This is a genomic window from Fulvimarina endophytica, from assembly GCF_003403015.1.
Lineage (GTDB): Bacteria > Pseudomonadota > Alphaproteobacteria > Rhizobiales > Rhizobiaceae > Fulvimarina > Fulvimarina endophytica.
In genome coordinates this window covers 488,687-513,069 of record NZ_QURL01000003.1, presented here as the reverse complement: position 1 = coordinate 513,069, position 24,383 = coordinate 488,687, and the positions used below count along the sequence as shown (strand labels likewise).

General features: G+C 64.0%; 20 protein-coding genes and 5 pseudogenes. 7 read left to right on the top strand and 18 right to left on the bottom strand.

The annotated features are described in order from the left end of the window. Nucleotide 1: 1 nt before the first annotated feature. The 7 genes and pseudogenes from DYI37_RS08875 to DYI37_RS08840 form a co-directional block, all read right to left on the bottom strand. Entirely contained in the window at nucleotides 2-2,167 is a 2,166-nt protein-coding gene (locus DYI37_RS08875; protein WP_116682831.1) for a GumC family protein, read from the bottom strand. Nucleotides 2,168-2,373: 206 nt separating this feature from the next. Beyond that, nucleotides 2,374-3,082, bottom strand: a pseudogene (locus DYI37_RS20280) (transposase); the annotation flags it as partial. Between the two features lie 145 nt (nucleotides 3,083-3,227). Next, nucleotides 3,228-4,004 carry a hydroxypyruvate isomerase family protein gene (locus DYI37_RS08860; protein ID WP_116682830.1) on the bottom strand — a complete coding sequence of 259 codons (777 nt, stop codon included), beginning with the start codon at nucleotides 4,002-4,004 and terminating at the stop codon, nucleotides 3,228-3,230. Next, nucleotides 4,001-4,651, bottom strand: a complete 651-nt coding sequence (otnC, locus tag DYI37_RS08855; protein WP_116682829.1) for a 3-oxo-tetronate 4-phosphate decarboxylase — start codon at nucleotides 4,649-4,651, stop codon at nucleotides 4,001-4,003. Before otnC ends, DYI37_RS08860 begins: the two co-directional genes overlap by 4 nt. Continuing rightward, the gene (otnK, locus tag DYI37_RS08850) at nucleotides 4,648-5,901 is read right to left on the bottom strand and encodes a 3-oxo-tetronate kinase (RefSeq protein WP_116682828.1); all 1,254 of its coding nucleotides are present in this window, start codon (nucleotides 5,899-5,901) and stop codon (nucleotides 4,648-4,650) included. Before otnK ends, otnC begins: the two co-directional genes overlap by 4 nt. Then, nucleotides 5,898-6,803, bottom strand: coding sequence for an L-threonate dehydrogenase (ltnD, locus tag DYI37_RS08845; protein WP_116682827.1), 906 nt, complete (start codon nucleotides 6,801-6,803; stop codon nucleotides 5,898-5,900). The genes otnK and ltnD overlap by 4 nt, the downstream gene beginning before the upstream one ends. 195 nt (nucleotides 6,804-6,998) lie before the next feature. Beyond that, nucleotides 6,999-8,108, bottom strand: coding sequence for a LacI family DNA-binding transcriptional regulator (locus DYI37_RS08840; protein WP_147307904.1), 1,110 nt, complete (start codon nucleotides 8,106-8,108; stop codon nucleotides 6,999-7,001). A 20-nt stretch (nucleotides 8,109-8,128) separates the two neighbouring features. On the opposite strand from DYI37_RS08840, the gene DYI37_RS08835 reads away from it, so the two are divergent. The 5 genes from DYI37_RS08835 to DYI37_RS08815 are packed head-to-tail and all read left to right on the top strand — an operon-like array spanning nucleotide 8,129 to nucleotide 12,707. Further along, complete coding sequence (locus tag DYI37_RS08835) at nucleotides 8,129-9,091, top strand: Bug family tripartite tricarboxylate transporter substrate binding protein (protein ID WP_116682825.1); 963 nt, start codon at nucleotides 8,129-8,131, stop codon at nucleotides 9,089-9,091. 30 nt (nucleotides 9,092-9,121) lie between these two features. Next, nucleotides 9,122-9,577: a tripartite tricarboxylate transporter TctB family protein gene (locus tag DYI37_RS08830; RefSeq protein ID WP_116682824.1), complete on the top strand. Its 456-nt coding sequence runs from the start codon at nucleotides 9,122-9,124 to the stop codon at nucleotides 9,575-9,577. A 9-nt stretch (nucleotides 9,578-9,586) separates the two neighbouring features. Further along, entirely contained in the window at nucleotides 9,587-11,080 is a 1,494-nt protein-coding gene (locus DYI37_RS08825) for a tripartite tricarboxylate transporter permease (RefSeq protein ID WP_116682823.1), read from the top strand. Then, nucleotides 11,080-11,907, top strand: coding sequence for a sulfite exporter TauE/SafE family protein (locus DYI37_RS08820; protein ID WP_116682822.1), 828 nt, complete (start codon nucleotides 11,080-11,082; stop codon nucleotides 11,905-11,907). The genes DYI37_RS08825 and DYI37_RS08820 overlap by 1 nt, the downstream gene beginning before the upstream one ends. Further along, nucleotides 11,904-12,707 carry an alpha/beta fold hydrolase gene (locus DYI37_RS08815; protein ID WP_116682821.1) on the top strand — a complete coding sequence of 268 codons (804 nt, stop codon included), beginning with the start codon at nucleotides 11,904-11,906 and terminating at the stop codon, nucleotides 12,705-12,707. The genes DYI37_RS08820 and DYI37_RS08815 overlap by 4 nt, the downstream gene beginning before the upstream one ends. A gap of 435 nt (nucleotides 12,708-13,142) precedes the next feature. Here DYI37_RS08815 and DYI37_RS20560 read toward each other — a convergent pair. From DYI37_RS20560 to denD, 3 genes and pseudogenes are all read right to left on the bottom strand, one after another. Beyond that, nucleotides 13,143-13,328 (bottom strand): annotated as a pseudogene (locus DYI37_RS20560) (integrase core domain-containing protein); the annotation flags it as partial. Nucleotides 13,329-13,331: 3 nt separating this feature from the next. After that, nucleotides 13,332-13,463 (bottom strand): annotated as a pseudogene (locus DYI37_RS20555) (four-carbon acid sugar kinase family protein); the annotation flags it as partial. Further along, entirely contained in the window at nucleotides 13,460-14,476 is a 1,017-nt protein-coding gene (gene denD / locus DYI37_RS08805) for a D-erythronate dehydrogenase (RefSeq protein ID WP_116682996.1), read from the bottom strand. The gene denD and the pseudogene DYI37_RS20555, both read right to left, overlap by 4 nt. A gap of 297 nt (nucleotides 14,477-14,773) precedes the next feature. On the opposite strand from denD, the gene DYI37_RS08800 reads away from it, so the two are divergent. After that, entirely contained in the window at nucleotides 14,774-15,739 is a 966-nt protein-coding gene (locus DYI37_RS08800; protein WP_245413839.1) for a LysR family transcriptional regulator, read from the top strand. 41 nt (nucleotides 15,740-15,780) lie between these two features. On the opposite strand, the gene DYI37_RS08795 is transcribed toward DYI37_RS08800, so the two are convergent. From DYI37_RS08795 to DYI37_RS08765, 7 genes are all read right to left on the bottom strand, one after another. Further along, nucleotides 15,781-17,754 (bottom strand): transketolase family protein, encoded by a 1,974-nt coding sequence (locus DYI37_RS08795; protein ID WP_116682820.1) that lies wholly within the window; start codon nucleotides 17,752-17,754, stop codon nucleotides 15,781-15,783. 91 nt (nucleotides 17,755-17,845) lie between these two features. Continuing rightward, on the bottom strand, nucleotides 17,846-19,102 hold the full coding sequence (locus tag DYI37_RS08790; RefSeq protein ID WP_116682819.1) for a TRAP transporter large permease: 1,257 nt from the start codon (nucleotides 19,100-19,102) through the stop codon (nucleotides 17,846-17,848). Between the two features lie 12 nt (nucleotides 19,103-19,114). Then, a complete protein-coding gene (locus tag DYI37_RS08785; protein WP_116682818.1) occupies nucleotides 19,115-19,687 on the bottom strand; it encodes a TRAP transporter small permease in 573 nt (190 codons plus the stop codon). Further along, the gene (locus DYI37_RS08780; RefSeq protein WP_116682817.1) at nucleotides 19,684-20,718 is read right to left on the bottom strand and encodes a TRAP transporter substrate-binding protein; all 1,035 of its coding nucleotides are present in this window, start codon (nucleotides 20,716-20,718) and stop codon (nucleotides 19,684-19,686) included. Before DYI37_RS08780 ends, DYI37_RS08785 begins: the two co-directional genes overlap by 4 nt. A gap of 72 nt (nucleotides 20,719-20,790) precedes the next feature. Next, nucleotides 20,791-21,549, bottom strand: coding sequence for an SDR family NAD(P)-dependent oxidoreductase (locus DYI37_RS08775; RefSeq protein ID WP_116682816.1), 759 nt, complete (start codon nucleotides 21,547-21,549; stop codon nucleotides 20,791-20,793). A gap of 9 nt (nucleotides 21,550-21,558) precedes the next feature. Next, nucleotides 21,559-22,602, bottom strand: a complete 1,044-nt coding sequence (locus tag DYI37_RS08770; protein ID WP_116682815.1) for a transketolase family protein — start codon at nucleotides 22,600-22,602, stop codon at nucleotides 21,559-21,561. Beyond that, nucleotides 22,599-23,453 carry a transketolase gene (locus DYI37_RS08765; RefSeq protein ID WP_116682814.1) on the bottom strand — a complete coding sequence of 285 codons (855 nt, stop codon included), beginning with the start codon at nucleotides 23,451-23,453 and terminating at the stop codon, nucleotides 22,599-22,601. Before DYI37_RS08765 ends, DYI37_RS08770 begins: the two co-directional genes overlap by 4 nt. 214 nt (nucleotides 23,454-23,667) lie before the next feature. Here DYI37_RS08765 and DYI37_RS20550 point away from each other — a divergent pair. Further along, nucleotides 23,668-24,060 (top strand): annotated as a pseudogene (locus DYI37_RS20550) (recombinase family protein); the annotation flags it as partial. 65 nt (nucleotides 24,061-24,125) lie between these two features. Here DYI37_RS20550 and DYI37_RS20545 read toward each other — a convergent pair. Continuing rightward, nucleotides 24,126-24,308, bottom strand: a pseudogene (locus DYI37_RS20545) (IS5/IS1182 family transposase); the annotation flags it as partial. Between the last annotated feature and the right edge of the window lie 75 nt (nucleotides 24,309-24,383).

The following is a 24,383-nucleotide window of genomic DNA, read 5'->3' as shown; positions in this document are numbered from 1 at the left end:
CTCAGGCGCGGGAGACACCGCGCGGCGCCTCGTTCGCCTGTGCATCCTCCCCGCCGATCGCACCGCGCAGTTTCGTCAGCCGCGACTTGACCCGCTCGACCTCCGACTGCATCTCGCGGCCCTCCTTGACCGAACGGATCCGGGCGGAGAGGCGGCGCGTGGCAGGCGTCGGCGCATCGAAAGCTGCCTGTTCGTCCGGCGCGGTGCTAATGTTTGCGGGCGTCACCTCGCTTGCCGAGGCCTCGCGCATGGCCGCAAGCCGCCGCGACAGCATCCGGCGTGGCTGGTCGTTCGATCCTGCGCCGGCCGAAGCCGAACCGGTTTCGGATTTGTTGGCAGGCGATGCGTCCGCATGGTCCGTTCCGCGAAGCGTCCAGCCCTTAACCGTCGTCGCTGCGGCAGGTAGGGGTGCCGGAGCGCTCGCCTCCGTCTCGGGATCGCTGCGATCCGCTGCCGATGTCGATGTCGATGTCGATGTCGATGGGATCGCCGATGCCGTCGCCGTACGAAGTGCGCGCTCGGGCATGGCCGTGTCGCTCGCCCGAAGGCCCGGCAGCATGGAAGCGACGGGCGCCATCCCGCGCTTGCCACGACCCTCGCCTCCGCCACCCGGGCCCGCATCCGGATCGGTCGAGGCCGTGGTCCGCGCCGCTGCAAGCCCGCCCGCCGGCGCATATCGCGCCTCGTTCTCGGCGAACAGCCGGCGCATCGGAGCCCAGAGGGCCTGGATCAGGACGAGGCCGAGACCTGCGAGAAGACCGGCCACGAAGCCGATCATCACCACGACGCGGCGCGACATGCTGGAGGGGTCGAGAGGCGGCGTCGCGGCGGAGATGACGCGGACATTGGCCGTGTTCAGCCGCTCCTGCTCGCCCGTTTCGCGCGCCCTGAGGAGAAAGGCCTCGTAGATCGCACGCGAGGCCTCGACCTCACGCTCGAGTTCGCGCAGCTTGACGAAGGAGCCGCTGGTCGCGAGCCGTCTGGACTTCAATTCGTCGAGCTGGGCGTTGAGGTCGCGGTCCGTCGATTCGGCGCGGGCAAGCTCCGTCCGGTTCGCCGCCACGATGCGACCGATCTCGCCGCGGATCGCCGAGCGGGCGGCGCTCATGGCCTCCTCGTTGGCGATGCGGCGCGGATGCCGCGGCCCGAGCGATGCCGAGAGCACCGCCTGCTCCTGGGCAAGGGCGGAATAGTTGTCCCGCAGCCGGTTGAGCGCCTCGGAGGTCAGCTCCTCGGGAAACGAGCCCTCGACCACGTCGTCGACGCTGGCCGCATCCATCTGCTCGACCCGGTTGCGCAGGGTGGTCACGTCGCCGCTGGAGCGGGCGAGCTGGTCGTTGATGCGCAGGATGTAGTCGTCGCCGACGAGACGGCCGCCGACGCCCACGAGCCCGTTCTCGGCCTTGTAGGTCTCCACCGCCCGTTCGGCCTCGCTCACCCGCGCCCGCAATTCGTCGAGCCGGCTCGACAGGGCGTCGCTCGCACGGCGCGCGGTCGAGGACTGGACCTCGCCCAGTTCGGTGATGAAGGTCTCGGCGAGGAGATTGGCGAGCATCGCCGACTTCTCGGGCGAGGTCGAGGTGATGGAGAGGTTGAGGACGAAGCTCTTGGTCTCGCGCACCGCGCTCATATTGCGGCGCAGATTGCGCAGGGTGACGAGTTCCTCATGGGTGAGCGGAGCGCCCTCGGCGGACGGCTCGGCACGCTCGGACAGGCCCAGCGCGTCCCGGATCGAGCCGATGATCGAGAAGCCCTTGCCGTTGAAATCGGTGTCGTTGAGAAGGTCCGCCTTGGCGATGACCGTGCGCAGGACCTCGTTGGAATGGACGACCGCGGTCTGGCTTTCGATCAGCGCGAGAGTGGCATCGCTCGGCAGGCCGTTCGGCGTCACCTCGTTCTGGACGACCTTGATGTCGCGCGGATCGACGAGGACCTGGGCGGTCGCGGTGTATTGCTTCGGCGTCGCCATGGCGATGGCCGCTGCGATGCCGGCCCCCAGGATCGCGCACAGAAGGATGAGGAAGCGTGCCTTCCAGAGCCGCCCGATCACATAGACCGGATCGATCAGCGATGCGCTGCGGAAGACGTCGCGTTCGGCCTCGGCCTCCGCCTCGCGTCTGCTGCTTCGGTTCGGCACGAGGCCCTGATCGCTGCGTGAGGTAAACATCGGCGCCTGGACACAATCTCAAGGTCTGGTGGCGCCGTCCCGGACGAACGGCGCACGCTAAGGCAGACTATCGTTCGTCGTGCTCAACAAAGAATTAACGGACCGCGTCCCCGGGGCACCGAAGGCCCTCATCGATCGTGTCCCACCACGTGGTGGAGCTGACATCTGGCCTCGCTGATCGCGGGAGCGTCGAGCTGATCAGCCTGTCATGCAGCGGGCAGGCTGACGATGGGATCATCCCAGACGGGGGCGAGAGTTTTCACCGTCATATATCGCGAGCGCTGAACGGCCCATTCCTCGTTCTGCGCCATGAGAATGGCGCCGGCGAGCCGGGTAACGGCCTTCTCGTTTGGAAGTGAGGCGGTGAACGAAAAGAGGCCGGTGACTGTTTTGCCGCCGAACCCGACCACGCCGGTGCGCGGCTTGATTTCGCCGTTGAGTCGCTCGATCGGGTTCGTCGAGTGCAACTTCGCCCGGTGCTGCGGCGGGAAGCTCATATAGGCAAGGACGTCCCCTTCGGCATTCGCCATCGGGCTCGAACGCGGTGGCGATGAAGGCAGCGACCCTTGGGAGGCGGTCCGGGCTGGCCCGAATGAATTCGTCCAGTGGACGCATCCAAGGCGTAAAAGGCCCGGCAGGGCGCCAGCTGTTCTTTCCGGCATGGGCCAGGGCGTTTCGTCGAAAGTGAATCCGGCAGCGCTGCCAGGTCGTGCCCAGGACACGAGCGACGGCGGCTTTGATACCCTCATGAGCATCGGAGATCACCAGTTTGACGCCGATGAGGCCGCGACGAACCAAGCTCCGAAGAAACTCCGTCCAGAACGGTTCTGCTTCAGACGGGCCGATCGCCATACCCAGGACTTCGCGCCGCCCGTCGCGGTCGACATCAACGGCGATCGTCACGGCGACGTCTATTTCTGCCCGGTTCCGACCTCGTCGGCGAGGTCCTCAACGGAATAGGCGCAGATTCGCCGCTCAAGCGCCTTCCGTGTGGACGGGTATTTAAGTGCGATAATTTTCTTCATCGCATATTCAGTTGGCTAGCACCGCGCTCAGTCCCTTACCGAAAAGCGGTCATCCAGCCGAGCGTGTCCCCGGTTTTTCCTGAGGGCTTGTATTCGGCTCCGAAGGCACCGTTCCAGCCCGCATCGTGGAGCGCCGGCAGGAGGCGGTCATAGGCGACCTCGCCCCGGTCCGGTTCGCCCCGATCGGGAACTCCGGCGAACTGCACGTGGCCGACCATATCCTTCACGAGCCGGAAACGCCGCAGGAGATCGCCGCCGGTGATCTGCAGGTGGTAGCAGTCGAACATGATCTTCAGTTCGGGCCGCGCGACGCGTTCGATCATCGACACGGCCTTGTCGAGGCCGATCAGAACATAGTCCGGATTGTCGTAAGGGTTCAGCGGCTCGATGAGCGCGATCATGCCTGCCGCCTTCGCCCGGTCGGCCGCATGGGCAAGGTTTCCGGCGAAGACCGCCGCGCAGGCTTCCTCGTCCTGGCCCTTCAGCGTTCCCGCCATCACATGGACGGCCTTTGCGCCGATGGCCTGCCCGTAGTCGAAGGCCTGGTCGATCGCGGCACGGGCCTCGACCTCGCGGCCGACTTGAGCGGCAAGGCCCACATCGCCTTCGCGCAGGCCTTTCGCGGTGTTGAGGCCGAGCATGGAAAGCCCCGTCTCCTCGAGAGCGGATTTCACGAGGGCTGCCTCCTCTCCATAGGGCCAGTGACATTCGACCGCGTCGAAGCCGGCGGCCTTCGCCGCGCGGATGCGGTCGGTCAGTAAGAGATCGGTCCAAAGAAAGCCGAGATTGGCCGAAAGCATCACATGACTCATGCGTCCCACTCCACATCGAAGGTCTCGACGAGCTGCCTCACCTGATCGCCGGACAGCGCTTTGGGGCCCAGGCCGCGCGTCATCATGGCGAGCTGGGCCGAGGCCTCCAGCTCCTCGATCGCATAGACGGCGGCTTCCAGATCCTTGCCCGCGACCACGGGGCCGTGATTGGCGAGCATCACGGCGGACCGCTTGCCGGCAAGGCCCCGGATCGCCTCGCCGATCGCCGCGTCGCCGGGCATGAAATAGGGCAACAGCTTCACGCGGCCGAGCTTCATGATCGGATAGGGCGTCAGATGCGGCAGGAAGTCGTCCTCGTTCGCATCGGGCATCATCGACAGGGCGACGGAATGGCACGAATGGAGATGGACGATCGCGCCCGCCGTCGACCGGGTGTCGTAGAAGGCACGGTGAAGCGGCATCTCCTTGGTCGGCCTGTCGCCGCCAACGAGGTTCATTGCGGCATCGAACTGGCTGAGCCTTGCCGGATCGAGGGTCATGAAGGACGAGCCGGTGGGCGTGACGAGAAGCCCGCCATCGGGGGTGCGCGCCGAGATATTGCCGGTCGAGCCGTGGGTCAGGCCGCGCTCATGAAGCGAGCGGGCGAACATGCAGATGCTTTCGCGCAGGTCGCTCGACGCGCTCATGGCTTTCCTCCAAGAACGCGAAGCGCCGTTTCGAAGAAATCCGCGTCGCCGAAATTGCCGGATTTGAGCGCGAGGACCAGATCCCGGTCCTCGGCTTTGACGGCCGGAACGCCGGGCGCGATTTCGGGGCCGATGCGCAGGGCCGAAAGGTCGAGACCCTCGACCACTGCCCCGGAGGTCTCGCCGCCCGCCGTCACGAGCCGCGTCACGCCGCCGGCGACCAACTGGCGCGCGGTCTCGGCGAAGAAGTCCTCGAGCCGTCCGGCGACCGTCTCGCGGCCATATCTCGCCTGGGCGGCCTTCACCGTGCCGGGATCGGCGGAGGAATAAAGCAGCGCCGTGCCGTCCGCTTCGAAAGCGAACCGCGCGGCCTCTTCGGGGCTCGTCTCGCCCTCCATCACCATCTCGGCGGTGATCTCCATTGCCGGATTGGAGGCGGCATAGCGCTCGACCTGTGCGCGGGTCATCTTCGAGGCCGAGCCCGCGATGATCGCGGCGGGGCCTTCGAGACCCGACCAGTCGGCCGCCACATCGATCCTGTCGCTCTTGTCGAGAAGGTTCGCAGGAATGCCGAGAGAGACGCCCGAACCACCGGTGATCAGCGTCATGTCCTTCACCGCCCGGCCGATCTCGCGCAGGTCCGCGTCGCGGATGGCGTCGACGACGATCACCGGGCGCCCTGCCGCGACTTCCTCGCCGATCGCCGCGCGGATCGCATCGGCTCCCTCAAAGACGGTGGTCGCGGCCACGTGGCCGACCGCGTGCTTCGTCTGGTGGCCCATCCATCGCCTTATATCGGCATCGGTCATCGGCGTCAGGGGATGGTTCTCCATGCCGGACTCCGACAGGAGCACCCCGTTCACGAAGAGATGGCCCTGATAGAGACTGCGCCCGGTTGCCGGAAAGGCCGGGCAGACGATGGTGCGGTCCGCACCGAGCGCCTCCATCAAAGCATCCGTCACCGGGCCGACATTGCCCTCTCTCGTCGAATCGAATGTGTAGCAGTACTTGAAGAAGAACTGTGTGCAGCCCTGCGCCTTCAGCCATTCGAGCGCTTCGAGGGACAGGCGGACGGCATCCTCGGCGGGAAGCGTGCGCGACTTCAGCGCGACGACGCCGGCATCCACGTCCGGGCTCGCATCCTCTGACGGCGTTCCCGTGAACTGGGTGACGCGCATGCCCTCCTTGGCGAGCATGTTGGCAAGATCCGACGATCCGGTAAAATCGTCGCCGATGCAGCCGAGCTTCATGACGCACCTTTCGGGAGTTCGATCCCGGCATTGCGGGCATAGACCTTGGCGACCGCCGCATCGTCCTCGGACCCGAGACCAGAGCCGGAGGCGGCGAGAAACTGCTGCAGGGCGGCGGCCGTCAGCGGCGCACCGAACTTCGCCCTCTTGGCGATGTCGAGAACGATGCCGAGATCCTTCGGCCAGATATCGACCATCGAATTCGGCGAATAGTCGCCCTCGACGATGTGCGGGCCCCGGTTCTCGAACATCCAGGAGGTGCCCGCGCATTTCGGGATCACCTCCATCACCTGCCTCGGCTCGACCCCTTGGGTAATGCCGAAGGTCATCGCCTCGGCGAGAGCGGCGATGTGGACGCCGGCGAGCATCTGGTTGATCGCCTTCATGGCGCTCCCCTGGCCCGGCTCCTCGGAGAGTTCGAACACGGTCTCGGCGCAGGCATCGAGCATCGACCGCGCCGCCTTAAAGGCCTCGCGCGAGCCCGAGGCCATGACCGAGAGCCGCCCTTCGGCCGACTTCGTGGCCCCGCCGGAGATCGGCGCGTCGAGATAGAGAAGGCCCTTCTCCTCGCAGCGCTTCGCCATCTCGCGGGCAAATTCTGGCGGAACGGTTGCGCAGGAGACGATAACCTTGCCCTTGCCGAGCTTGTCGGCCCAGCCGTTCGGTCCGAACAGGACCGCTTCCGTCTGGACGTCGTTGAGGACGACGAGGACGAGAACATCGATCTCCGCGGCCTTGTCCAGCGCCTCGCCGGGCGCGCCACCGGTCTCGAGGAAGGTGGCCATCCGCGTTGTGTCGAGGTCGACACCGTAGACGGTGTGACCGGCCCGAAGCAGAGACTTCGCCATGCCTTCTCCCATGGAGCCGAGGCCCACCACAGCCATCGTCTGGTGTTCACGCATTGGTGTTCTTCCTTCCTGCCTCATGGCCATCGTTTGATCGGTCACGCTGTAAGCGAGCACCGTTTAATCTCGCTGTCTCCAGCGCGTTTGCATGTGAAATCGCCTTTCCTCCGCGAACGAGCGGAGGCAGTTCCCACCTCCGTTCCCGATGTCATGACTGGGTCCGAAGCCGGACCGGCCAACAAACGGACGGCATCAGGCATTCCGAAGCCTCGTGGTTCCGCCTTGGCGCAGTTCCAGGGCCAATTCTCGCCTTTGCTGCGGGCCTTTGTTTTCGCCGGTCCTGAACGTGTCGGCGATGATCTTTCCGGCTAAGCAGCCGACCTCGAAGCGGGGCGTGACGATCGTCGTCAAATGGGGGCGGACGACATCGCAGACATCGAGACCGTTGAAACCTGCGAAAGCCATGTCGTCGGGAATGGAGAGACCACGATCGAGCGCGTTCGACATGGCGCCGAGGGCCAGATCGTCATTGGCAAAGAAGATCGCTTCGAGATCGGAATGCTCCTCGATCAACCGGTCGAAGCTCTCTGCGCCGACCGACACGGATGAGGGATCGGGATGAATGAAGCGGCCCACGAGCTCTACTCCGTTGCGTCGCAACTCCTCCTCGAACGATATGCGTCGCTTGCGTGACCGTAAGGGCTGCTCGCCCCATGCTCCGATATAGCCAATCCGTCGATAGCCGCATTTGAGGAAATGGTCGGCCATCATGCGACCCGCCTCTAAATGGGACAGTCCGACCTGGCTCCGTTCGGTTTCACCGTCGATATCCATGACCTCGACGATCGGCCCGTCGAACTCCGCCAGCATGGCCTCGGTATCGTCCGTATGCTCCGAACCACTCAGAACTAGGCCCGCTGGCGACCAGGCGAGCATGTTACGCAGAACCCTCTCCTCGCTTTCGATCCCATAGCCCGTCAGGCCGAGAACGACGCCGAGCCCGGTTTGTGAAAGACCCGCATAGATACCATCCACAACGGCCGGAAAGACATTGTTGGTCATGGCCGGAACGAGCACCACGACGAGGTCGCTGCTTTGGCCCCTTAGCGAGCCCGCGATCGGATTTCGGCTGTAGCCGAGGGCATCGGCCGCCGCCTCCACCTTCGCCCTCAACTCCGGGGAGACGTTTTCGAGCCCGCGAAGGGCCCGCGATGCGGAAATGATGCTAACCTGGCTGTAGGCAGCGACATCTTTCAATGTCGGTCGCTTCTGCATCTTCCTCACCAACAGCTCCCCCAGAACAAAAATACGAATTTCATCAGTTGACAACGTTGTCATACGCATGACAACGATACCAAACAAGCTTCTGGGAGGAAAGCCACATGTTTGAGAGATTCAAGACCACATCTTGCCTCGCCGCCATCGTTTGCGCCGGGATGGCGAGTTCCGCCGCTGCGCAGGAATTTCCGCAACAGCCGGTGAACCTCGTCGTTCCCTTCAACGCCGGCGGCGGCACCGATCTTCTGATTCGCGGGTTCGCACCCGCCTTTGCCGAAGCCCTCGGCGGGAACGTCTACGTCTCGAACATGGCCGGCGGCTCCGGCACGGTGGCAGCCGGATCGCTCGCCGAAGAGGATCCCGATGGCTATCGCCTCGGCTACTGGTCGATGACGGTCGCAACGGTGCAACCGCAGATCAAGGATGTCCCATACGACAAGGACAGCTGGACGCCGATCTGCTCGATCGCGGCCTCGCCCATGATCCTTTTCACCAATGCGGGCAGTCCGTTCAAAACCATCGATGACGCCGTCGAGGCTGTGAAGGACGAGCCCGGCCGATATCTTTTCGGATCGTCCGGCCCGGGGGCGATGACCCATCTGGCCGCAGTCGCGGCATTCGAAGGGCTGGGCGTCTTGAAGGACGTCCGGCATCTGCCATTCCAGGGTTCGGGCCCCGCGCTTCAGGCCATGGCGGCGGGAACGATCCAATTCTACGCCGATACGGAAATCCTCATGAATTCCGGGGATTTCCGGCCACTGGTCGTCTTTGCGCCCGAGAGGCTCGAGAGCTATCCAGAGGTCCCCACTGCCGCCGAAGCCGGCATCGAGCCGCCACTTGCCGAGCTCGATCTCTGGGGCGGGCTCTTCGCGCCTCACGATCTCGATCCGAAAATTCGCGATCAACTCAGTGAAGCCTGCGGCAAGGCGGTTGCCTCGGACGAATTTCAGGCGTTCGCCGAGCGAACGGCGACGGTTCTCAACTATCGCGATGCCGAGAGCTTCGACGTCTTTTTCAGGAAGCAGTACGACGACAACAAGGTCCTGATCGAAGCCGCTGGTCTTTGATCCGCCGAGCGCCGGTTAAAAGGAGTCGTCATGGGATCTCTGACGCGTGGCGGGCCCATCGTTGCCATTCTTCTGTTGGCTGCAATATCCGGACTGATTTTGTCGACCTTCGGCGCAGCATTCGCAGATCTTGGCGACGCCTTCAGCCCGATCTTCTTTCCTCGCATCATTCTGACGGTGCTTCTCGCCCTGTCGGTTCTCAATGTCGTCGCCGAACTTCGGGCGTCTTCGGCTCCAAGGACCTTTCTTTGGCGACCGGTGATCGTTCTCGTCATCGGTCTGCCGATTTACGTGCTGGCCGTCGATGTCGTGGGCTTCTTCCTCGCTTCGGTCCCGATGGGCGCGGCGATGCTGCTCTCGCTCGGCATCCGCAGACCCACTGCGTTCTTGGGAATGCCGATCGCCGCCGCCGGCACGATCGTCATTCTCTTCAACCACCTCCTCGTCATGCCTCTGCCCGCTTCACCCTTCACTTGGTGGTTCTAGGATCCGCTCATGCTGAACACCCTCCCTGAAGCGCTTTCGATCATCTTTACGCTCGAAGGTCTGTTGGTTCTGGTCCTCGGTACTTTTCTCGGCATCGTTCTTGGCGCCCTGCCGGGAATCGGCTCGACAGTCGCGGTTGCAATGGTCATGCCATTCACCCTGACGATGGGGCAGGCTCCGGCCATTCTTCTTCTGCTCGCGATCTACGCAGGTTCCGTTTATGGGGGCTCCGTTTCGGCGATCCTCATCAACACGCCCGGTACACCGCAATCGGCCGCGACCTGTTTCGACGGGTTCCCAATGGCGCAACGGGGCGAAGCCGGCCTGGCGCTCGGCTGGGCGACCGTCGCCTCGATCATAGGGGGCGTGGTGTCGGCGATCGTCCTCATTCTCGCCGCTCCGACACTGGCCGCTTTCGCCCTGAATTTCGGACCGATCGAGACATTCGCGCTCGTACTTCTCGGATTGACCTGCATCGTCTCCGTATCGGAGGGCTCGATGCTGAAGGGACTGATCGCCGGCACGATCGGGCTCTTTCTGGCCGTCGTAGGCGGCGATCCGATAACCGGTGAGGCGCGCTTCACCTTTGGTCAGTTCCAGCTTTTGGCCGGCTTCGACCTTCTAGCCGTGGTCATCGGGGTCTTTGCCATCACGGAAGTCCTGATGCGCGTCTCAGGGCCGCTCGACAGTTCCAACAGGCTGACCGATTTCAAGGGCGTCGTTCTTCCGAGGTTTCGCGACTGGTCCGGCCGGGTGAAGGTGCTGGTGAAATCCGTTCTCATCGGCAATGGCATCGGTATCCTGCCGGGGACGGGTGCCGCGACGGCAGCCTTCATCAGCTATGCGGAGGCGAAACGGTCGTCCCCCAACCGCGCTGCTTTCGGTCGGGGCGAGCCCGACGGAATCATCGCGTCGGAAGCTGCCAACAACGCCGTCACGGGAGGAGCATTGGTTCCGACGATGGCGCTTGGCATTCCAGGCGATGCCGTCACTGCCGTCATGCTTGCGACCCTGACGCTGCACGGCATTACGCCGGGCGTGCGGTTGATGTCCGACAACCCGGTGCTCATGGGGGCCATTTTCACCGGCTTCCTGCTGATCAATCTCATTCTTCTGCCGCTCGGCATGGCCGTCGGCAAGATAGCAGCCCCGATTCTCCGTCTGCCGGAGGCCTTCATGCTCGTGGGCATTGTCCTTCTCAGCACCGTCGGCGTCTATTTCGTTCGCGGGAACCCGTTCGATCTTCTGGTCATGGTTACAGCCGGCATCTTCGGCTTCATCCTTCGGAGACAGGGCTACCCCATGGCGCCGCTCGTCATCGGCATGGTGCTAGGCCCAACCCTCGAGATCAGCCTGCGTCAGGGCCTTATCCTGACCAACGGAAGCTTCGGCGCCTTCTATGCGGGCCACCCGATCGCTCTCGTCCTCGGAATGATCACGATCGTCATGCTCGCTCTTCCTGCCGTGAACCGGATGCGCGCTCGGCAGGGGGCAGATTCCTGATGGATGGACACTCGATTCTATCGCTTGGCGGACTGCTTCTGGTCCTCCTGGTAACCGGCGCGTTCACCGGCGTCATCGCCGGACTCCTGGGGGTCGGTGGCGGTATCGTCGTCGTACCGGTCCTCGTCATCGTTGTCGGACTGTTCGCGTTACCGGAAGACATCGACATGCTGATGATCGTGGGCACCTCCCTTGCCACGATCGTTCCGACATCGATCGCGTCGTCGCGCGCGCATCATCGCAAGGGGTCCGTCGATGTCGCTCTCCTGAAAGGCTGGTTGCCCGCCATCGTCTGCGGCGCCCTCATAGGCGGATTTGCATCGAAAATCTTCGGCGCCAACGGTCTGGCTCTGATCTTCGGTGTGGTCGGTCTCCTGGTTGCGGCGAATCTCCTGAAGCGCAAGACGATCGTCTTGAGAACGTCGCCGCCGGAATCGATCCTGGCGCGCAGCGCCATCGGGTTCCCCATCGGTTTTCTATCATCTCTCATGGGAATTGGTGGCGGGACGCTTTCTGTTCCGACGCTGACGATGCTTTCCGTGCCGGTCCACCGAGCGGTCGGAACCGCTGCCGTTTTCGGTCTCGGCATCGCGATCCCGGCACTGATCGGTTTTGTGTGGTCGGGCCTCGGCGTGCCCGGTCGTCCGGTGGGATCTCTCGGTTTCGTCAACCTGCCGACCGCGATCGCCATCGCCAGCGTCAGCATCTTTACGGCGCCAATCGGCGCCAGACTGGCTCACAGGCTGGAACCACGTGTCCTCAAGATCGCCTTTGCCGTCTTCCTGTCGATCTCGTCGGTTAATCTTCTCCTCGATGTGTTTTCATGATCGCGCTTCGGGGGAACGGCTCGTTCGAGATCAATCTTCGAGTGGAAGGCAGTGGTCCACCGCTTCTCTTCCTTGGCGGCTCCAATTTCGATCTCAGCCTCTCGGCCCCCGTGTTTGATAGCCGTTTGACGGAGTGCTTCACCGTCGCAGCTTACGATCCGAGGGGATTGGGACACTCCTTCGCACCCGCCGGGCGCTGGACGATGAAGCACTACGCAGACGACGCTTTGCGCGTTCTCGATCATCTCGGCTGGGAAACGGCTTATGTTCTCGGCGAGAGTTTCGGCGGCATGTCCGCGCTCCACCTCGCCGTGAACTCTCCCGAACGAATTGCCAAGCTCGCCGTCTCGGCAACGACGGCTGGTGGACAAGGCGGCGGCCCTTATCCGATCCACGAATTGGTAGCGATAGAGGATGCCCGGGAACGGGCAGCCTCAGTGCTGACCATTCTCGACCGGCGTTTTTCCCTCTTGTGCGAAAATGACCCTGCGGCGGCCGAGGCGCGCATTGTCGGTCGCCTGCGTCGAGAGGCGCTCTTTCTGAACCATGCGAACAATCGCAGCGGATATGATCGCCTTTTGCAGGCGCGACGGCATCATGATTGCTGGATGCATCTTCCGAGCTTGAAGCTTCCGGTCATCGTGATCGCCGGCGAATTCGATGACCAGGCTCCTCTCCACCGGATAGAAGCCATGAGCGATGCCCTTCCCGACGCTCGGCTGCATGTTTTTCCGGACGGGCACGATGTGCTGTTTGCGAGCGAACATCCGGTCGAAACGATTATCGACGCGTGGACATAGGGGCGGCTCGTCTTTCAGCATCCTGCGGAAGAAAGCTTCGTTGGGTCGTCATCACGGTTCGCTATTGGGAAAGCTGGAGCCTTCCGCGGAATTTGTGATCGATGAAGTCGGTTACGGATCGGACGTCGCGATGTCGGACCTGGCAGCCCCGCTTCTGAACCCTCTCTGAGTGAAGACCGATCCGACCGTGTTGTCGCGCTTTCCTTGATGGGGCAGCTTCACAGATAAAAATTTGCCGATGGTCGCGGAGAGCGCACGCGCGGATATCCGTGACAAACGGTGGATCTGGATCGAAACCCTCCTCAGCGCTTACGAACGTCCGCTTTGACAGGACCCTTGAGTGTGGAAAGGGGAATGGCTGCTGCGTAAGCGTCGCCGTTCAGCTAGCATGTCCCTACCGGCCTGCCCCGACCGGATGGTCCGGGGTGAATCTTCGTGCAGGGTCGGCCTCTGCGCCAAAGTTGGCGTAGCCGGCGACGCCGATCCGATGAGCGGCGACGGCCATTGCACGGCCTGCGGTGCGGGTGGCCGGTAGCCGAGCGATGAGTGCGGATGCGCCGTGTTCTAGTGGCGTCGCCAGTTTTCGATCACGACCGTGGCTTCTGCGAGCGAGTACACGACGCCGTCATCCACGTCCGGGCTCGCATCCTCCATCGGCGGTCCCGTGAACCGGGTGACGCGCACGCCCTCCTTGGCGAGCATGTTGGCAAGATCCAGCGATCCGGTGAAATCGTCGCCGATGCAGCCGAGCTTCATGATCTGCCCCCTGTCGGGTCCGGCTTGCTGCGCTCCATGTGCTCGCGCACGATCTCCTCGAACGAAGTTTCGGCCGTGAAGCCGAGACGCTCGGCGCGTGGGGCTGCGACCCGGCCAGGCCATGTGGAGACGATGGTGGAAATCGCCGCATCCTCTTGATCGGTGACGAGACCGGCAGTCTCGGGACCGGCCACCCGTTCCAGCGTGTCGAGCATTTCGGCGACGGTCACCGAAAGCCCGGGCAGCGTGATCGTCGTCTCCTGGCCGATCTCGGACCGCTCGAGCGACAGGGTCCGGATGACGGCGGCGACCGCATTCGACGGCGAGGCGAGATGCAGGCGCGTGTCGCGTGAAACGGGCAGGATCGACGTCTCGCCCTTCAGCGGTTCGCGTACGATCCCGCTCGCAAAGCTCGAGGCCGCCTTGTTCGGCGCTCCCGGCCTGATCGAGATCGTCGGGAAGCGAATCGTGCGGCCGTCGATGATTCCGCGCCGGGCCGCATCGCGCACGAGAAGTTCCCCAATCACCTTCTGAGTGCCGTAGGACGATAGGGGCCGAGGCTCCAGGTCCTCGTCGATATCGGCATTGCCTTGCGCCGAGAATACCGCGACCGACGAGGCGAAGACGAAGACGGGTGCCTGATCGAGGCGCTGGACGGCCGACAGAAGGTCCATGAGCGAACGGACGTTGACAGCGAGACCGAGATCGAAATCGGCTTCCGCCGCGCTGCTGACGACTGCTGCGAGATGAATGATTGCGTCCGGCTTCGAAGCAAGGATCGCCTCGCGGATGCCCTCGTCGGCGAGATCCCCCGCGATGCTCTCGACCTTCGCTTGACGGCGGGCCAGATCATCGAGCGGCCCCTCGGCGATATCAAGCGCGACGATCCGGCCGATGGTCCTGTCCCGCCCGCCGATCGTCACGGTTCCACGTGAAGCGAGGTCCTCCACGACCATTGCGCCTATGAACCCGCCTGCGCCCGTTACTACGATCGTTGCGCCTTCGTCATGCATCGTCTTCTTCCTCATGCTGGGTGGTTGGGTGTCCTCGTTAGATGCCGAGGTCGGGTCGTCTTTCAAAGGCCGGCTCATATGATCCGGCCTTCCTCAAGGATCGAGTCGGGCAATACGCTCGCATTGGGGCCGTCGGACCCGCAGCTGAGAGGGCGGTTTCCATCATCGGCGCCCGCCTGCGACGTTTCCGCTGTCCTTCCGGGCCCTCGTGTGGTTTCTGCTCCAAAGCGCAGGTGACCGGCGCACATCGGTAAGCCCGCGCTCGCCACTCCGGATCGGCACGGAAAGCGAAAGACGGTGGACAGCTTCAATCTCAACGCGATGAGTACCTTTGAGGCGGTCGCGCGTCTCGGCGGGGTCAGCCGCGCCGCAGAGGAACTCGGCGTCTCCCCGTCGGCCGTCAGCCAGCAGCTTCGGCTCCTGGAAGAACAGTTCGGCGTTTTGCTGTTCCGGCGCGAGAAGCGGCGCCTGTCGCTGACCGACGACGGCGAACGGCTCTACCAAACGACGAGCCAGGCCCTCAGGATGATCCGCGACGTGCGCTCGGCGATCGTGCGCAAGCGCGAGGGACGCCGGTTCGTGATGCGGGTGTCGCCATCCTTCGGCGTGCGCTGGCTCGGGCCGAGGCTGAAGCGCTTTCTCGACACCAATTCCGGTTGGGATCTCAGGATCGATGCGACTCCGGACTTCTCGCGCTTCGAGACCGAGATCACGGACATCGACCTGCGCTATGGACCGGGCGCCTGGAGCGGACTTCATTCCGAAGCCGTCCTCAACGACCTGGTACTGCCGATGTGCTCGCCGGCCTATCGCGACGAGTTGACGAGAATCTCCGAAGATCCGCGGCAGCAGCTTGCGAGCGCGCGGCTGATAGACAGTGTCAAGGCCCTTTACAGATGGGATTTCTGGCTGACGGAACAGGGCATCGACACCATTCCGTCGGTCTTCCCGATCCAGCTCGATCGTTCCTCCATGGCGATCCAGCTGGCGGTCGACGACGGGGGCGTCGTTCTCGAAAGCTCGACGCTCGCGATCCGCGAGCTGGTCAACGGCGATCTCGTTCCGTTGTCGCCGTCCCTGCCGGTGATCGAATTTCCGGCTTACTGGATCGTCTGTCCGGCGCGCCATCGTAACCGGCGGATCGTCGCAAATTTCTCGAACTGGATCCGAGAGGAGGCCACCGAGCACGACCGGCTCGCCCGCAATCTCCTCACCCGCCTCGGATGCACGTTCAGTCCGCCCGCCGGCATGGACATCGCCTGAGTTCCGGATCGACGAGTTGTCCACGCGTTCCCCCTTTGCGTTCACGCCTTCGAAACGGTCCGCCGGACGGTTTCCGCCACCCGTTCGGGCGTGATTCCGAAGTGATCGTAGAGGGTTTCGGCTGCAGCCGATGCGCCGTATCCTGTCATGCCGACGAAACCGCCTTCGGTGCCAATCCATTGATCCCAACCGAAGCGTACCGCGGCTTCGACGGCAAATCGCGGCGCTTGCCCGAGCACCTGTGCGCGATAGTCGGCGTCCTGCTCGGCAAAGAGCTCCCAGCATGGCATGGAGACGACAGCGGCGCAGATTCCCTCGTCTGCGAGTATCGACTGGGCACGCAACGCGACGAAAACCTCAGATCCGGTCGCGAGGATGGTCGCGTCACGGTCGCCAGTCGCCGGCTCGACAAGGACGTAGGCGCCGCGGCGCGAACGGTTTTCCGACGCCTCGTTGCGCACCGGCGGCACGGCCTGCTTTGTCAGGGCGAGGAGCACCGGACCGGTCCGGCGCTCGAGTGCGATTTCCCAGGCTTCCGCGGTTTCGACGCCGTCGGCTGGGCGCATCATCAGAACGTTCGGCATGGCCCTGAAGCCTGCAAGGGTCTCCACCGGCTGGTGGGTCGGACCGTTCCGTCCAACCCCGATCGAGTCGTGGCTGAGGACGAAAAGGCCGGGCAGCCCCATCAGCCCTGCCATGCGGATCGCGGCGCGCATGTAGTCGGTGAAGGCGAAATAGGTAACGGGGACCGGGTAGAGCCCGCCATGGCTCGCGATCCCGTTCGCCATGGCGGCCATCAGATGCTCGCGCACACCGCAATGAACGTAGGAGCCCGATCGGTCGTCGGCCGTGAAGGCATCGCGTCCTCGCTTGTGATCGGTCGGCGCCTCGAGATCGGCGCAGAGGATCTGGAGCCCGTCGAAATCCTCTCGCATCGCCTCGCAGACCTCTCCGGACGAGTGGACGGTGGATTGCTCGCGTCCGACGAGCGCGCGCGCGCTCGCCTCCAGCGGCATCCGCCACGTCTCGCCGGTTCCGCTGAGAGCTGCAAGGAACATGTCGGCTTGCGGATCGCTCGACAGCGCTTCGCGCCATGCCGCATTGGTCCGCGCGCCGCGCCGTCCGCTTGCTCGCCAGGCGTCGAGCACGTCGTCCGGCACCTCGAACGCCGGCGCAGACCAACCGAGGGCCGTTCGCGCTGCGTCGGTGTCCTCCCGGGTGATCCTTCCCGAATGGCCCGCACGCCGGCCCTCGATGCGGGCAATGCCGCGAGCGATCGACGTCCGGCACGCGATCATCGAGGGGCGTGGATCGGCCTTCGCGGCTCCCATCGCCGCTGAGACCGCCTCGATGTCGTGACCGTCGACGCTCTGCACGTGCCAGTGCGCAGCCTCGAAGCGAGCCGGTATGTCCTCCGAGATCGCAAGCGAGGTCGCACCGTCGTCGGTGATCGCGTTGTCGTCCCAGAGAAGTGTCAGCTTGCCGAGCTTCAAGTGGCCGGCGAGACTGATCGCCTCCTGACCCATACCCTCCTCAAGGCATCCGTCACCGAGAAAGACCCAGGTCCGATGGTTGACGAGGCCCGGATAGCGCGTCGCCAGGCGCGCCTCCGCGACCGCCATCCCGACGGCCGAAGCGACACCCTGTCCGAGAAGGCCGGTCGTCATTTCGATGCCGGCCGTCTGATCGATCTCGGGATGGCCCGCACAATGGGAGTTGAGCTCGCGGAAGGTCCGGACCGCGTCGATGTCGATCTTCGTGTAGCCGCTCAGATAATTGAGCGCATAGAGGAGCATCGATCCGTGACCGTTCGACAGGACGACGCGATCGCGGTCCAGCCAAGTCGGATCGGACGGATCGAACTTCAGGTGACGGGCGTAGAGCGCCGTCGCGATCTCCGCCATGCCGAGCGGGACGCCCTGATGCCCCTCCCCCACCCGCTCGATCGCGTCCATCGCAAGGAAACGGATCGCGTGGGCCATGGATTGAAGATCGCTCATGGGCACCTTTCGCATGTTGGAAACCTCACGCTCCTTCGCTTAAGGCGGAATCGAGATCCTGCCGATCGCAAGGACGTGTCGGCCGGATGGCGGCGATTCAGCCTGTTCAGTAGATCGTCAGCGCCGGAACGTAGGAGATGAGGGCGAGGACTAAGATCGCGACCAGATAGAACGGCAGGAGCGAGCGCGTGACCTCCCAGATGCCCACCCGCGCGATCGCGGCGGAGATGAACAGCGTCGTCCCGACGGGTGGCGTATAGAGTCCGATCGCGAGATTCACGACCATCATCAAGCCGAGCTGAACCACGTCGAGCCCGATCGTTTGTGCGATAACGACGAAGATCGGACCGAGCAGGAGGACGGCCGCCGGAAGGTCGAGGAAGGCGCCGACGACGAGCATCACCACGTTGAGCGCGAGGATCACCATCCAGGGCTCGGCGAAGGTGATCTCGACCCAGTTGGCAAGGTTCTGCGGCACCTGCTCGGCCGTCAGCACCCATTGCAGCACGGAGGAGCCCATGATGATCAGCATCACCGCGCCGGTCATCAGTCCGGTCTCGACGCAGGTGCGCCAGAGCATGGCAAGCGTCAGGTCGCGATAGATGAGGCCTGCGACGAGCAGCGCATAGGCGACCGCCATGACCGATACCTCGGTTGGCGTTGCGATGCCGAAGCGCAATGTGCCGATGATGAAGACCGGCATCATCAGGGCGGGCGTTGCGACCAGCAACTGCTTCTTCATCGTCTGGAAGCCGCCCTCGAGCGGAGAGCGTGGCAGGTTGCGCTTGCGGGCGACCCACCAGACCGCCGTGCACATGCCGATGCCGAGCATCAGGCCGGGCAGGATGCCGGCGACGAAGAGGTCGATGATCGAGGTGTTCGCAACGAGCCCGAAGAGGATGAGCGGGATGGAGGGCGGGATCAGCACCGCGACCGTCGAGGAGGCCGAGTTGATCGCCGCGGCGAAGCCGCCGGAATAGCCCTCCTTCTTCTGCACCGGTATCAGCGCATTGCCGAGTGCCGAGGCATCTGCGACGGCCGATCCCGAGACCCCGCCGAACATCACCGAGCCGATGATCGACACCTGGCCGAGACCGCCGCGGAAGCGGCCGACCGCGAAGCGGGCGATATTGACGAGATAGACGCCGAACTTGCCGCTCATCATCAAGCTTCCCGCCATGATGAAGAACGGGATCGCGAGCATCGGGAAGCTTTGGGTGGGCGTGTAAAGCCGCTGTGCGAGAACGGCGAGCGTTCGTCCCTCGAGGAGAAGCGCGACGGCTGCTCCGCCGACCATCGCGTGAGCGATGGGAACGGCGAGCGCGATCAGCACGAAGAAGGCTGCGATCATAAAGCCGGTCAACGTCAGCTCTCCTCAGCTCAGGCTTTCGGTGGAAGGATCGGGCGCCGCTTCGCGGCCGCCGAGGATCAGGCGCAGGAGTTCGAGTGCCGAAACCAGCGCCATGACGCCGAACGCCGCAGGGATGCTGGCATAGCCCCATACCTGCTTGATCCCGAGCGAGGCGAGCGACTGAAACTGGGAGGCCCTGAGGATCGGCTGGCTCGACAGGACGACTTCGACCGAGATCGCGATCACCGCGAGATGGACGGCCACGTAGACCGCGTAGCGGGCCCAGCCGGAGACCATCGCCGGCATGAGCGTCACGGCGATGTGCCGCCCGCGCGTCGAGGCGATCGTGACGCCGCCTGCGACGAGCCATGGCAGGAGCAACGCATGGATCTCGTAAGCCCAGACGATACCGGTGCCGAACAGATAGCGCAGGATGACGTTGATGAGGATCGCTGCGAAGAGGAAGGCAAGCGTGCCGGCGCAGATCGCGCAACCGACGAAGTCGATCGCGCGGATCACGTATTCGACGAAGCGGGGGACGCCGCGCGGCGTCTCCCCATGCTGGTCCGGAAGACCGTCGGTGGCCTGGCCGGTCATTGCGCCGGAGCGCCGTCCCCGCTTGCCTGCGGAGCCTCTCCCGAGGACGAGCCTTCGCCCGAGCCGGACGACTGACCGGCGGCCTCGCGAAGAGCCTTGACGAGATCCGGATAGCGCTCGGCATAGGTATCGTAGACCGAAGCGGTCGCATCGACATAGGCCTGGCGATCAGCCTCCACGAAAGTGACGCCCTCCTTCTCCATCATCGGCTTGAGCTTCTCGTCGGCCTCGAACGAGAGCTGGCGCTGCATCTTGCCCGCCTCCGCGGTCGCATCGAGTGCACACTGCTTCGTTGCGTCGTCGAGACCCTCCCACCAGGAAAGACCGGCGAGTACCGGTGTGGCCTCATAGGCATGGTTCGTCAGAGTGATGAACGGGGTGATCTCATGGATTTTCGACGAGTAGATGTTGGTGAGCGGGTTCTCCTGGCCGTCGAATACGCCAGCCTGCAGCGCGCTCGGCAGTTCCGAGAAGGCGAGCGGCGCGGGTGAGGTGCCGAGCGCTTCGAAGATCGCGAGACGCAGCTCGTCGGGCGGCGTGCGGATCTTCATTCCCTTGATGTCGGCCGGTTCCGGCACGTTCTTCGACACGTGCGTCACCTGGCGGATGCCGTTGTCCCAGAAGCCGAGCACCTTGAGGCCCGCTTCCTGGGAGCGCTCGTCTATCATCTTGCCCACGTCGCCATCGAGCACCTTCCAGGCAGTCGGCAGATCCTTGAACAGGAAAGGCAGACCGAGAAGGCCGACCTCGGGAACGATCTGGCTCATCGCGCCCTGGCTGTTGGCGGTCACTTGGATGACGCCGGCCTGAGCCGAGGTGAGCATTTCGGCATCGTCGCCCATGGTCGCCGACGGCGCGACATTGACGGTCGCGTCCGAAGAACACGCCTTGAAAAGTTCGGCCCACTTCTCCGCCGCGACGAAGCGCGGATTGCCCGGATTGGCGCCGTGGCCGAACGTCACCTCCTGAGCCTCAGCGGCGGTCCCGGCCATTATGGTCGCGCCGATGAGCGCGGTCAGTAGAGCTTTCATGATTTCCTCCCTGGATTGACTTCACCTGAACATTCCGAGCGACGCCGAACTCCCATCGGCGCTGCCCGAACGTCAGTGGATCAACGAACCTCCGTTCACGTCGACCTCGGTTCCCGTGCAGTATGCCGAGAGGTCCGAGGCAAGGAACAGCGCGCAACCTGCCACGTCGGACGCCTCGCCGGCCCGTCCCATCGGGATGCCGGCAAGAACCTGCGCCCGCATCTCATCGGTCAGTTTGCCCGCGGTGATGTCGGTCGCGATGAAGCCTGGACAGATTGCGTTGACCCTGACGCCGCTCGGTGCGAGTTCCCGGGCCATCGCCTTGGTCAGTCCGAGAATCCCGGCTTTGGCCGCCGAATAATGGGGGCCACCGAAGATCCCGCCGCCGCGTTGCGCGGATACTGAAGAGAGATTGACGATCGAGCCCGATCCGACCTCCCGCATGCCCGGAATGACGGCCTGACTCATATAAAGCGTACCTCGCAGATTGACGTCGAGCACAGCCTCGTAGTTCTGCGGCTCGATTTCCATCAGCTTCAACGGCTGTGTGATTCCGGCATTGTTGACAAGAACATCGATCCGGCCCCACCGGGCCTTGAGTTCGGAGGCAACGGAGGCACAGGCCGTCTTGTCTGTCACATCGCAGGCAAAGCCCACGTGGTCTTCGCCGAGATCGGCGGCGGCCGCCTTCGCGGCGTTCGCATCGAGATCGAGGATCGCGATCGTCGCGCCATGGTCGGCGAAAAGTTTCGCGGTCGCCTTGCCGAGACCGCGCGCGCTCGCCGCGCCCGTCACGATCGCATACCGTCCTTCGAGCAGTCCTTGAGCCATCGTCTCCCCCTAGAGCCAAGCCTTGATGCGCTCGGCGACCTTGTCAACCGAGATGCCGTACATGTCGTGAAGCGTCGGCAGGGCGCCGGCCTCCAGAAATTCGTCCGGCAGGCCGATCATCCTGAAGGTCGGCGCGATGCCGCGCGTCAGAAGGGCGGCGGCGACAGCCTCGCCGAGGCCGCCGACCACCGTGTGGTTCTCCGCCGTCACGACGAGCCGGCCGCCCTTCGCCGCCTCGGCGGCGATCGTTTCCACGTCGAGCGGCTTGATGGTCGGGACATGCAGGACCCCGACATCCACGTTTTCGGCTTCGAGCTTCACCGCAGCGTCGAGCGCGCGCATGGTCATGAAGCCGGTCGAGATGACGAGGACGTCGCGACCCTCGCGGATCGTCTGGGCCTTGCCGAGCTCGAAGCGATAGTCCGGCTTGTGCTTCGTCAGGACCTTCGGGACATTGCCGCGCGGGAGGCGGGAATAGGTCGGCCCATCGTGAGCCGCGAGCGCAGGCACCATGCCCATGACGTCGTCGGCATCGCAGGGATCGACGATCGTCATGTTCGGCAGGCCCCGGAAGATCGCGAGATCCTCCGTCGCCTGGTGGCTCGGACCGTAGCCGGTCGTCAGCCCCGGCAGCGCGCATACGATGCGAACCGGAAGATTCTCCTCCGCAATCGCCATCGCAATGAAATCGTAGGCGCGGCGAGAGGCGAAGACCGCATAGGTGGTCGCGAAGGGCATGAACCCCTCCCGGGCGAGACCGGCAGCAGCCGATAGCATCACCTGCTCGGCCATTCCCATCTGATAGAACCGGTCCGGCATCGCTTCGGCGAAGACGTGCAGATCGGTGTATTTCGAAAGGTCGGCCGTGATGCCGACGACTTTGTCATTGGTCTTCGCAAGGTCCACGAGAGCGTTGCCGAACGGTGCCCTGACGCTCTCGTAGCCTTCCGCCTCCAGCGAGGCGATCATCGCCGATGTCGTGAGCTTCTGGCCGTCCGCACGCCGGAGAACCTGGCGCGGCTCGTACTTGCGGGCCATGGAATTCGCAGTCATGCCGGCGCCCTCTCGTCGAGTTCTGCGAGCGCCTTTTCCCACTCGTCGGCCTCGACGCGCACGAAGTGGTTCTTGTCGCGGGCTTCCAGGAACGGCACGCCTTTGCACATCTTGGTGTCGAAGACGATGCAGCGCGGCCGGGGCTCCTTGAGCGCCCGTGCGGCGTCGAAGGCGGCTGTGACCGCGTCGAGATCGTTCCCGTCGACCCGCTGGCAGTGCCAGCCGAACGCCTGCCACTTTTCAGGAAGCGGCTCGAGTGCGCTCATTTCTGTCGAGCGTCCGTCCGCCTGCTGGTTGTTGAAATCGACGAGGCAGACGAGATTGTCGAGACCATGATGGGCTCCAGCCATCGCGGCTTCCCAGGTCGAACCCTCGTCGAGTTCGCCATCGCTCATCAGGTTGTAGACGAAGGCGTCCGAGGCCTTTCGCTTCAGGCCCATCGCCATCCCGACGGCGATCCCCAGGCCCTGACCGAGCGAGCCGCCCGTGATCTCCATGCCCGGCGTATAGGAGGCCATGCCCGACATCGGCATGCGGCTGTCGTCCATGCCGTAGGTTTCGAGTTCGTCTTCCGGCAGGATGCCCGCCTCCATCAGGACGGCATAGAGCGCGATCGCATAGTGGCCGATCGACAGGAGGAAGCGGTCGCGCCCCTCCCATTCCGGGTCGTCGGATCGATAGCTCATCGTATGGAAGTAGCTGGCGGCGAGAACATCGGCGACGCCGAGCGCCTGTCCGATATAGCCTTGGCCCTGCACCTCGCCCATGCGGAGCGCCTTACGCCGAATGTTATAGGCGCGTCGGGCGAGGGACACGTTGTCCCCGATCCCGCGCGGATGATCCGCGTTCATCGCTTTCCTCCCAGATTGCAGAAACGAAACTAGGCGGGGAAGAAAAACGCGTCCATAATCAGAAATTAAATAGTTCGTTAGTTCTCCTTCACAGGAGCATAATGGGATCTGCAACGCATGATGCACTCTGGAGATCGCCAAAACCGTCCAGTTTCGAAGATTCGCGCCGCGATCTGTTCGAAAAGCCGCCTTTCTTCATTTCGAGCATGTTCATATGCAGACCACCGAGAACCAGCTCGGCGAGATCCGCGCGGCAGGGTTCGATCTTCAGGCGCGCCGTGTCGTCTCCGAGACGGTGTCGGGCTCCCACACCGCGATGGAGCGGCCGGGCTTTGCTAAGCTGGTCGACCGGCTGAAGGCGGGGGACGTCCTCGTCGTCACCAAGCTCGACCGGCTCGGACGCAATGCCATGGACGTGCGCCGGACGGTGGATCATCTCGCTGAGCAGGGCATCCGGGTCCATTGCCTGGCGCTGGGCGGTGTCGATCTGACGAGTGCGGCGGGCCGCATGACCATGGGCGTCATCAACGCGGTCGCCGAGTTCGAGCGCGATCTTCTGATCGAGCGCACCCATGCAGGGCTGAAGCGGGCGCGGGAGGAGGGCAAGGGCCAGCGTCTGCGGATCGTATCCAGAATATGCTGTGCACCAGCGCGGCCAGAGATATCGGCAGACGTCAGATTGACCATCAGCATGCGCCCGTCCGTGTCCACGACGATATGGCGCTTGCGACCGGCAACCCTCTTTGCGCCGTCGAACCCATGTTTTGCGCTGGGTGCCGGTGCCTTCACGCTCTCGCTCTTAACGACGCACGCTGTCGGGCTGGCCTCCCGCGCCTGCCGCTCACGGTCAAGCATCAGCGCCAGGTTGTAGATCGACTTGGACCGCATCAGCCGGACGAAACGTCGAAAGCACTAGTAGACCGTCTGCCA

Excerpts from the sequence above, each read along its gene's own strand:
- DYI37_RS08875 (WP_116682831.1), bottom strand. The coding sequence starts at position 2,167 with ATGTTTACCTCACGCAGCGATCAGGGCCTCGTGCCGAACCGAAGCAGC.
- DYI37_RS08860 (WP_116682830.1), bottom strand. The coding sequence starts at position 4,004 with ATGAGTCATGTGATGCTTTCGGCCAATCTCGGCTTTCTTTGGACCGAT.
- otnC (WP_116682829.1), bottom strand. The coding sequence starts at position 4,651 with ATGAGCGCGTCGAGCGACCTGCGCGAAAGCATCTGCATGTTCGCCCGC.
- otnK (WP_116682828.1), bottom strand. The coding sequence starts at position 5,901 with ATGAAGCTCGGCTGCATCGGCGACGATTTTACCGGATCGTCGGATCTT.
- ltnD (WP_116682827.1), bottom strand. The coding sequence starts at position 6,803 with ATGCGTGAACACCAGACGATGGCTGTGGTGGGCCTCGGCTCCATGGGA.
- DYI37_RS08835 (WP_116682825.1), top strand. The coding sequence starts at position 8,129 with ATGTTTGAGAGATTCAAGACCACATCTTGCCTCGCCGCCATCGTTTGC.
- DYI37_RS08830 (WP_116682824.1), top strand. The coding sequence starts at position 9,122 with ATGGGATCTCTGACGCGTGGCGGGCCCATCGTTGCCATTCTTCTGTTG.
- DYI37_RS08825 (WP_116682823.1), top strand. The coding sequence starts at position 9,587 with ATGCTGAACACCCTCCCTGAAGCGCTTTCGATCATCTTTACGCTCGAA.
- DYI37_RS08820 (WP_116682822.1), top strand. The coding sequence starts at position 11,080 with ATGGATGGACACTCGATTCTATCGCTTGGCGGACTGCTTCTGGTCCTC.
- DYI37_RS08815 (WP_116682821.1), top strand. The coding sequence starts at position 11,904 with ATGATCGCGCTTCGGGGGAACGGCTCGTTCGAGATCAATCTTCGAGTG.
- denD (WP_116682996.1), bottom strand. The coding sequence starts at position 14,476 with ATGCATGACGAAGGCGCAACGATCGTAGTAACGGGCGCAGGCGGGTTC.
- DYI37_RS08795 (WP_116682820.1), bottom strand. The coding sequence starts at position 17,754 with ATGCGAAAGGTGCCCATGAGCGATCTTCAATCCATGGCCCACGCGATC.
- DYI37_RS08785 (WP_116682818.1), bottom strand. The coding sequence starts at position 19,687 with ATGACCGGCCAGGCCACCGACGGTCTTCCGGACCAGCATGGGGAGACG.
- DYI37_RS08780 (WP_116682817.1), bottom strand. The coding sequence starts at position 20,718 with ATGAAAGCTCTACTGACCGCGCTCATCGGCGCGACCATAATGGCCGGG.
- DYI37_RS08775 (WP_116682816.1), bottom strand. The coding sequence starts at position 21,549 with ATGGCTCAAGGACTGCTCGAAGGACGGTATGCGATCGTGACGGGCGCG.
- DYI37_RS08770 (WP_116682815.1), bottom strand. The coding sequence starts at position 22,602 with ATGACTGCGAATTCCATGGCCCGCAAGTACGAGCCGCGCCAGGTTCTC.
- DYI37_RS08765 (WP_116682814.1), bottom strand. The coding sequence starts at position 23,453 with ATGAACGCGGATCATCCGCGCGGGATCGGGGACAACGTGTCCCTCGCC.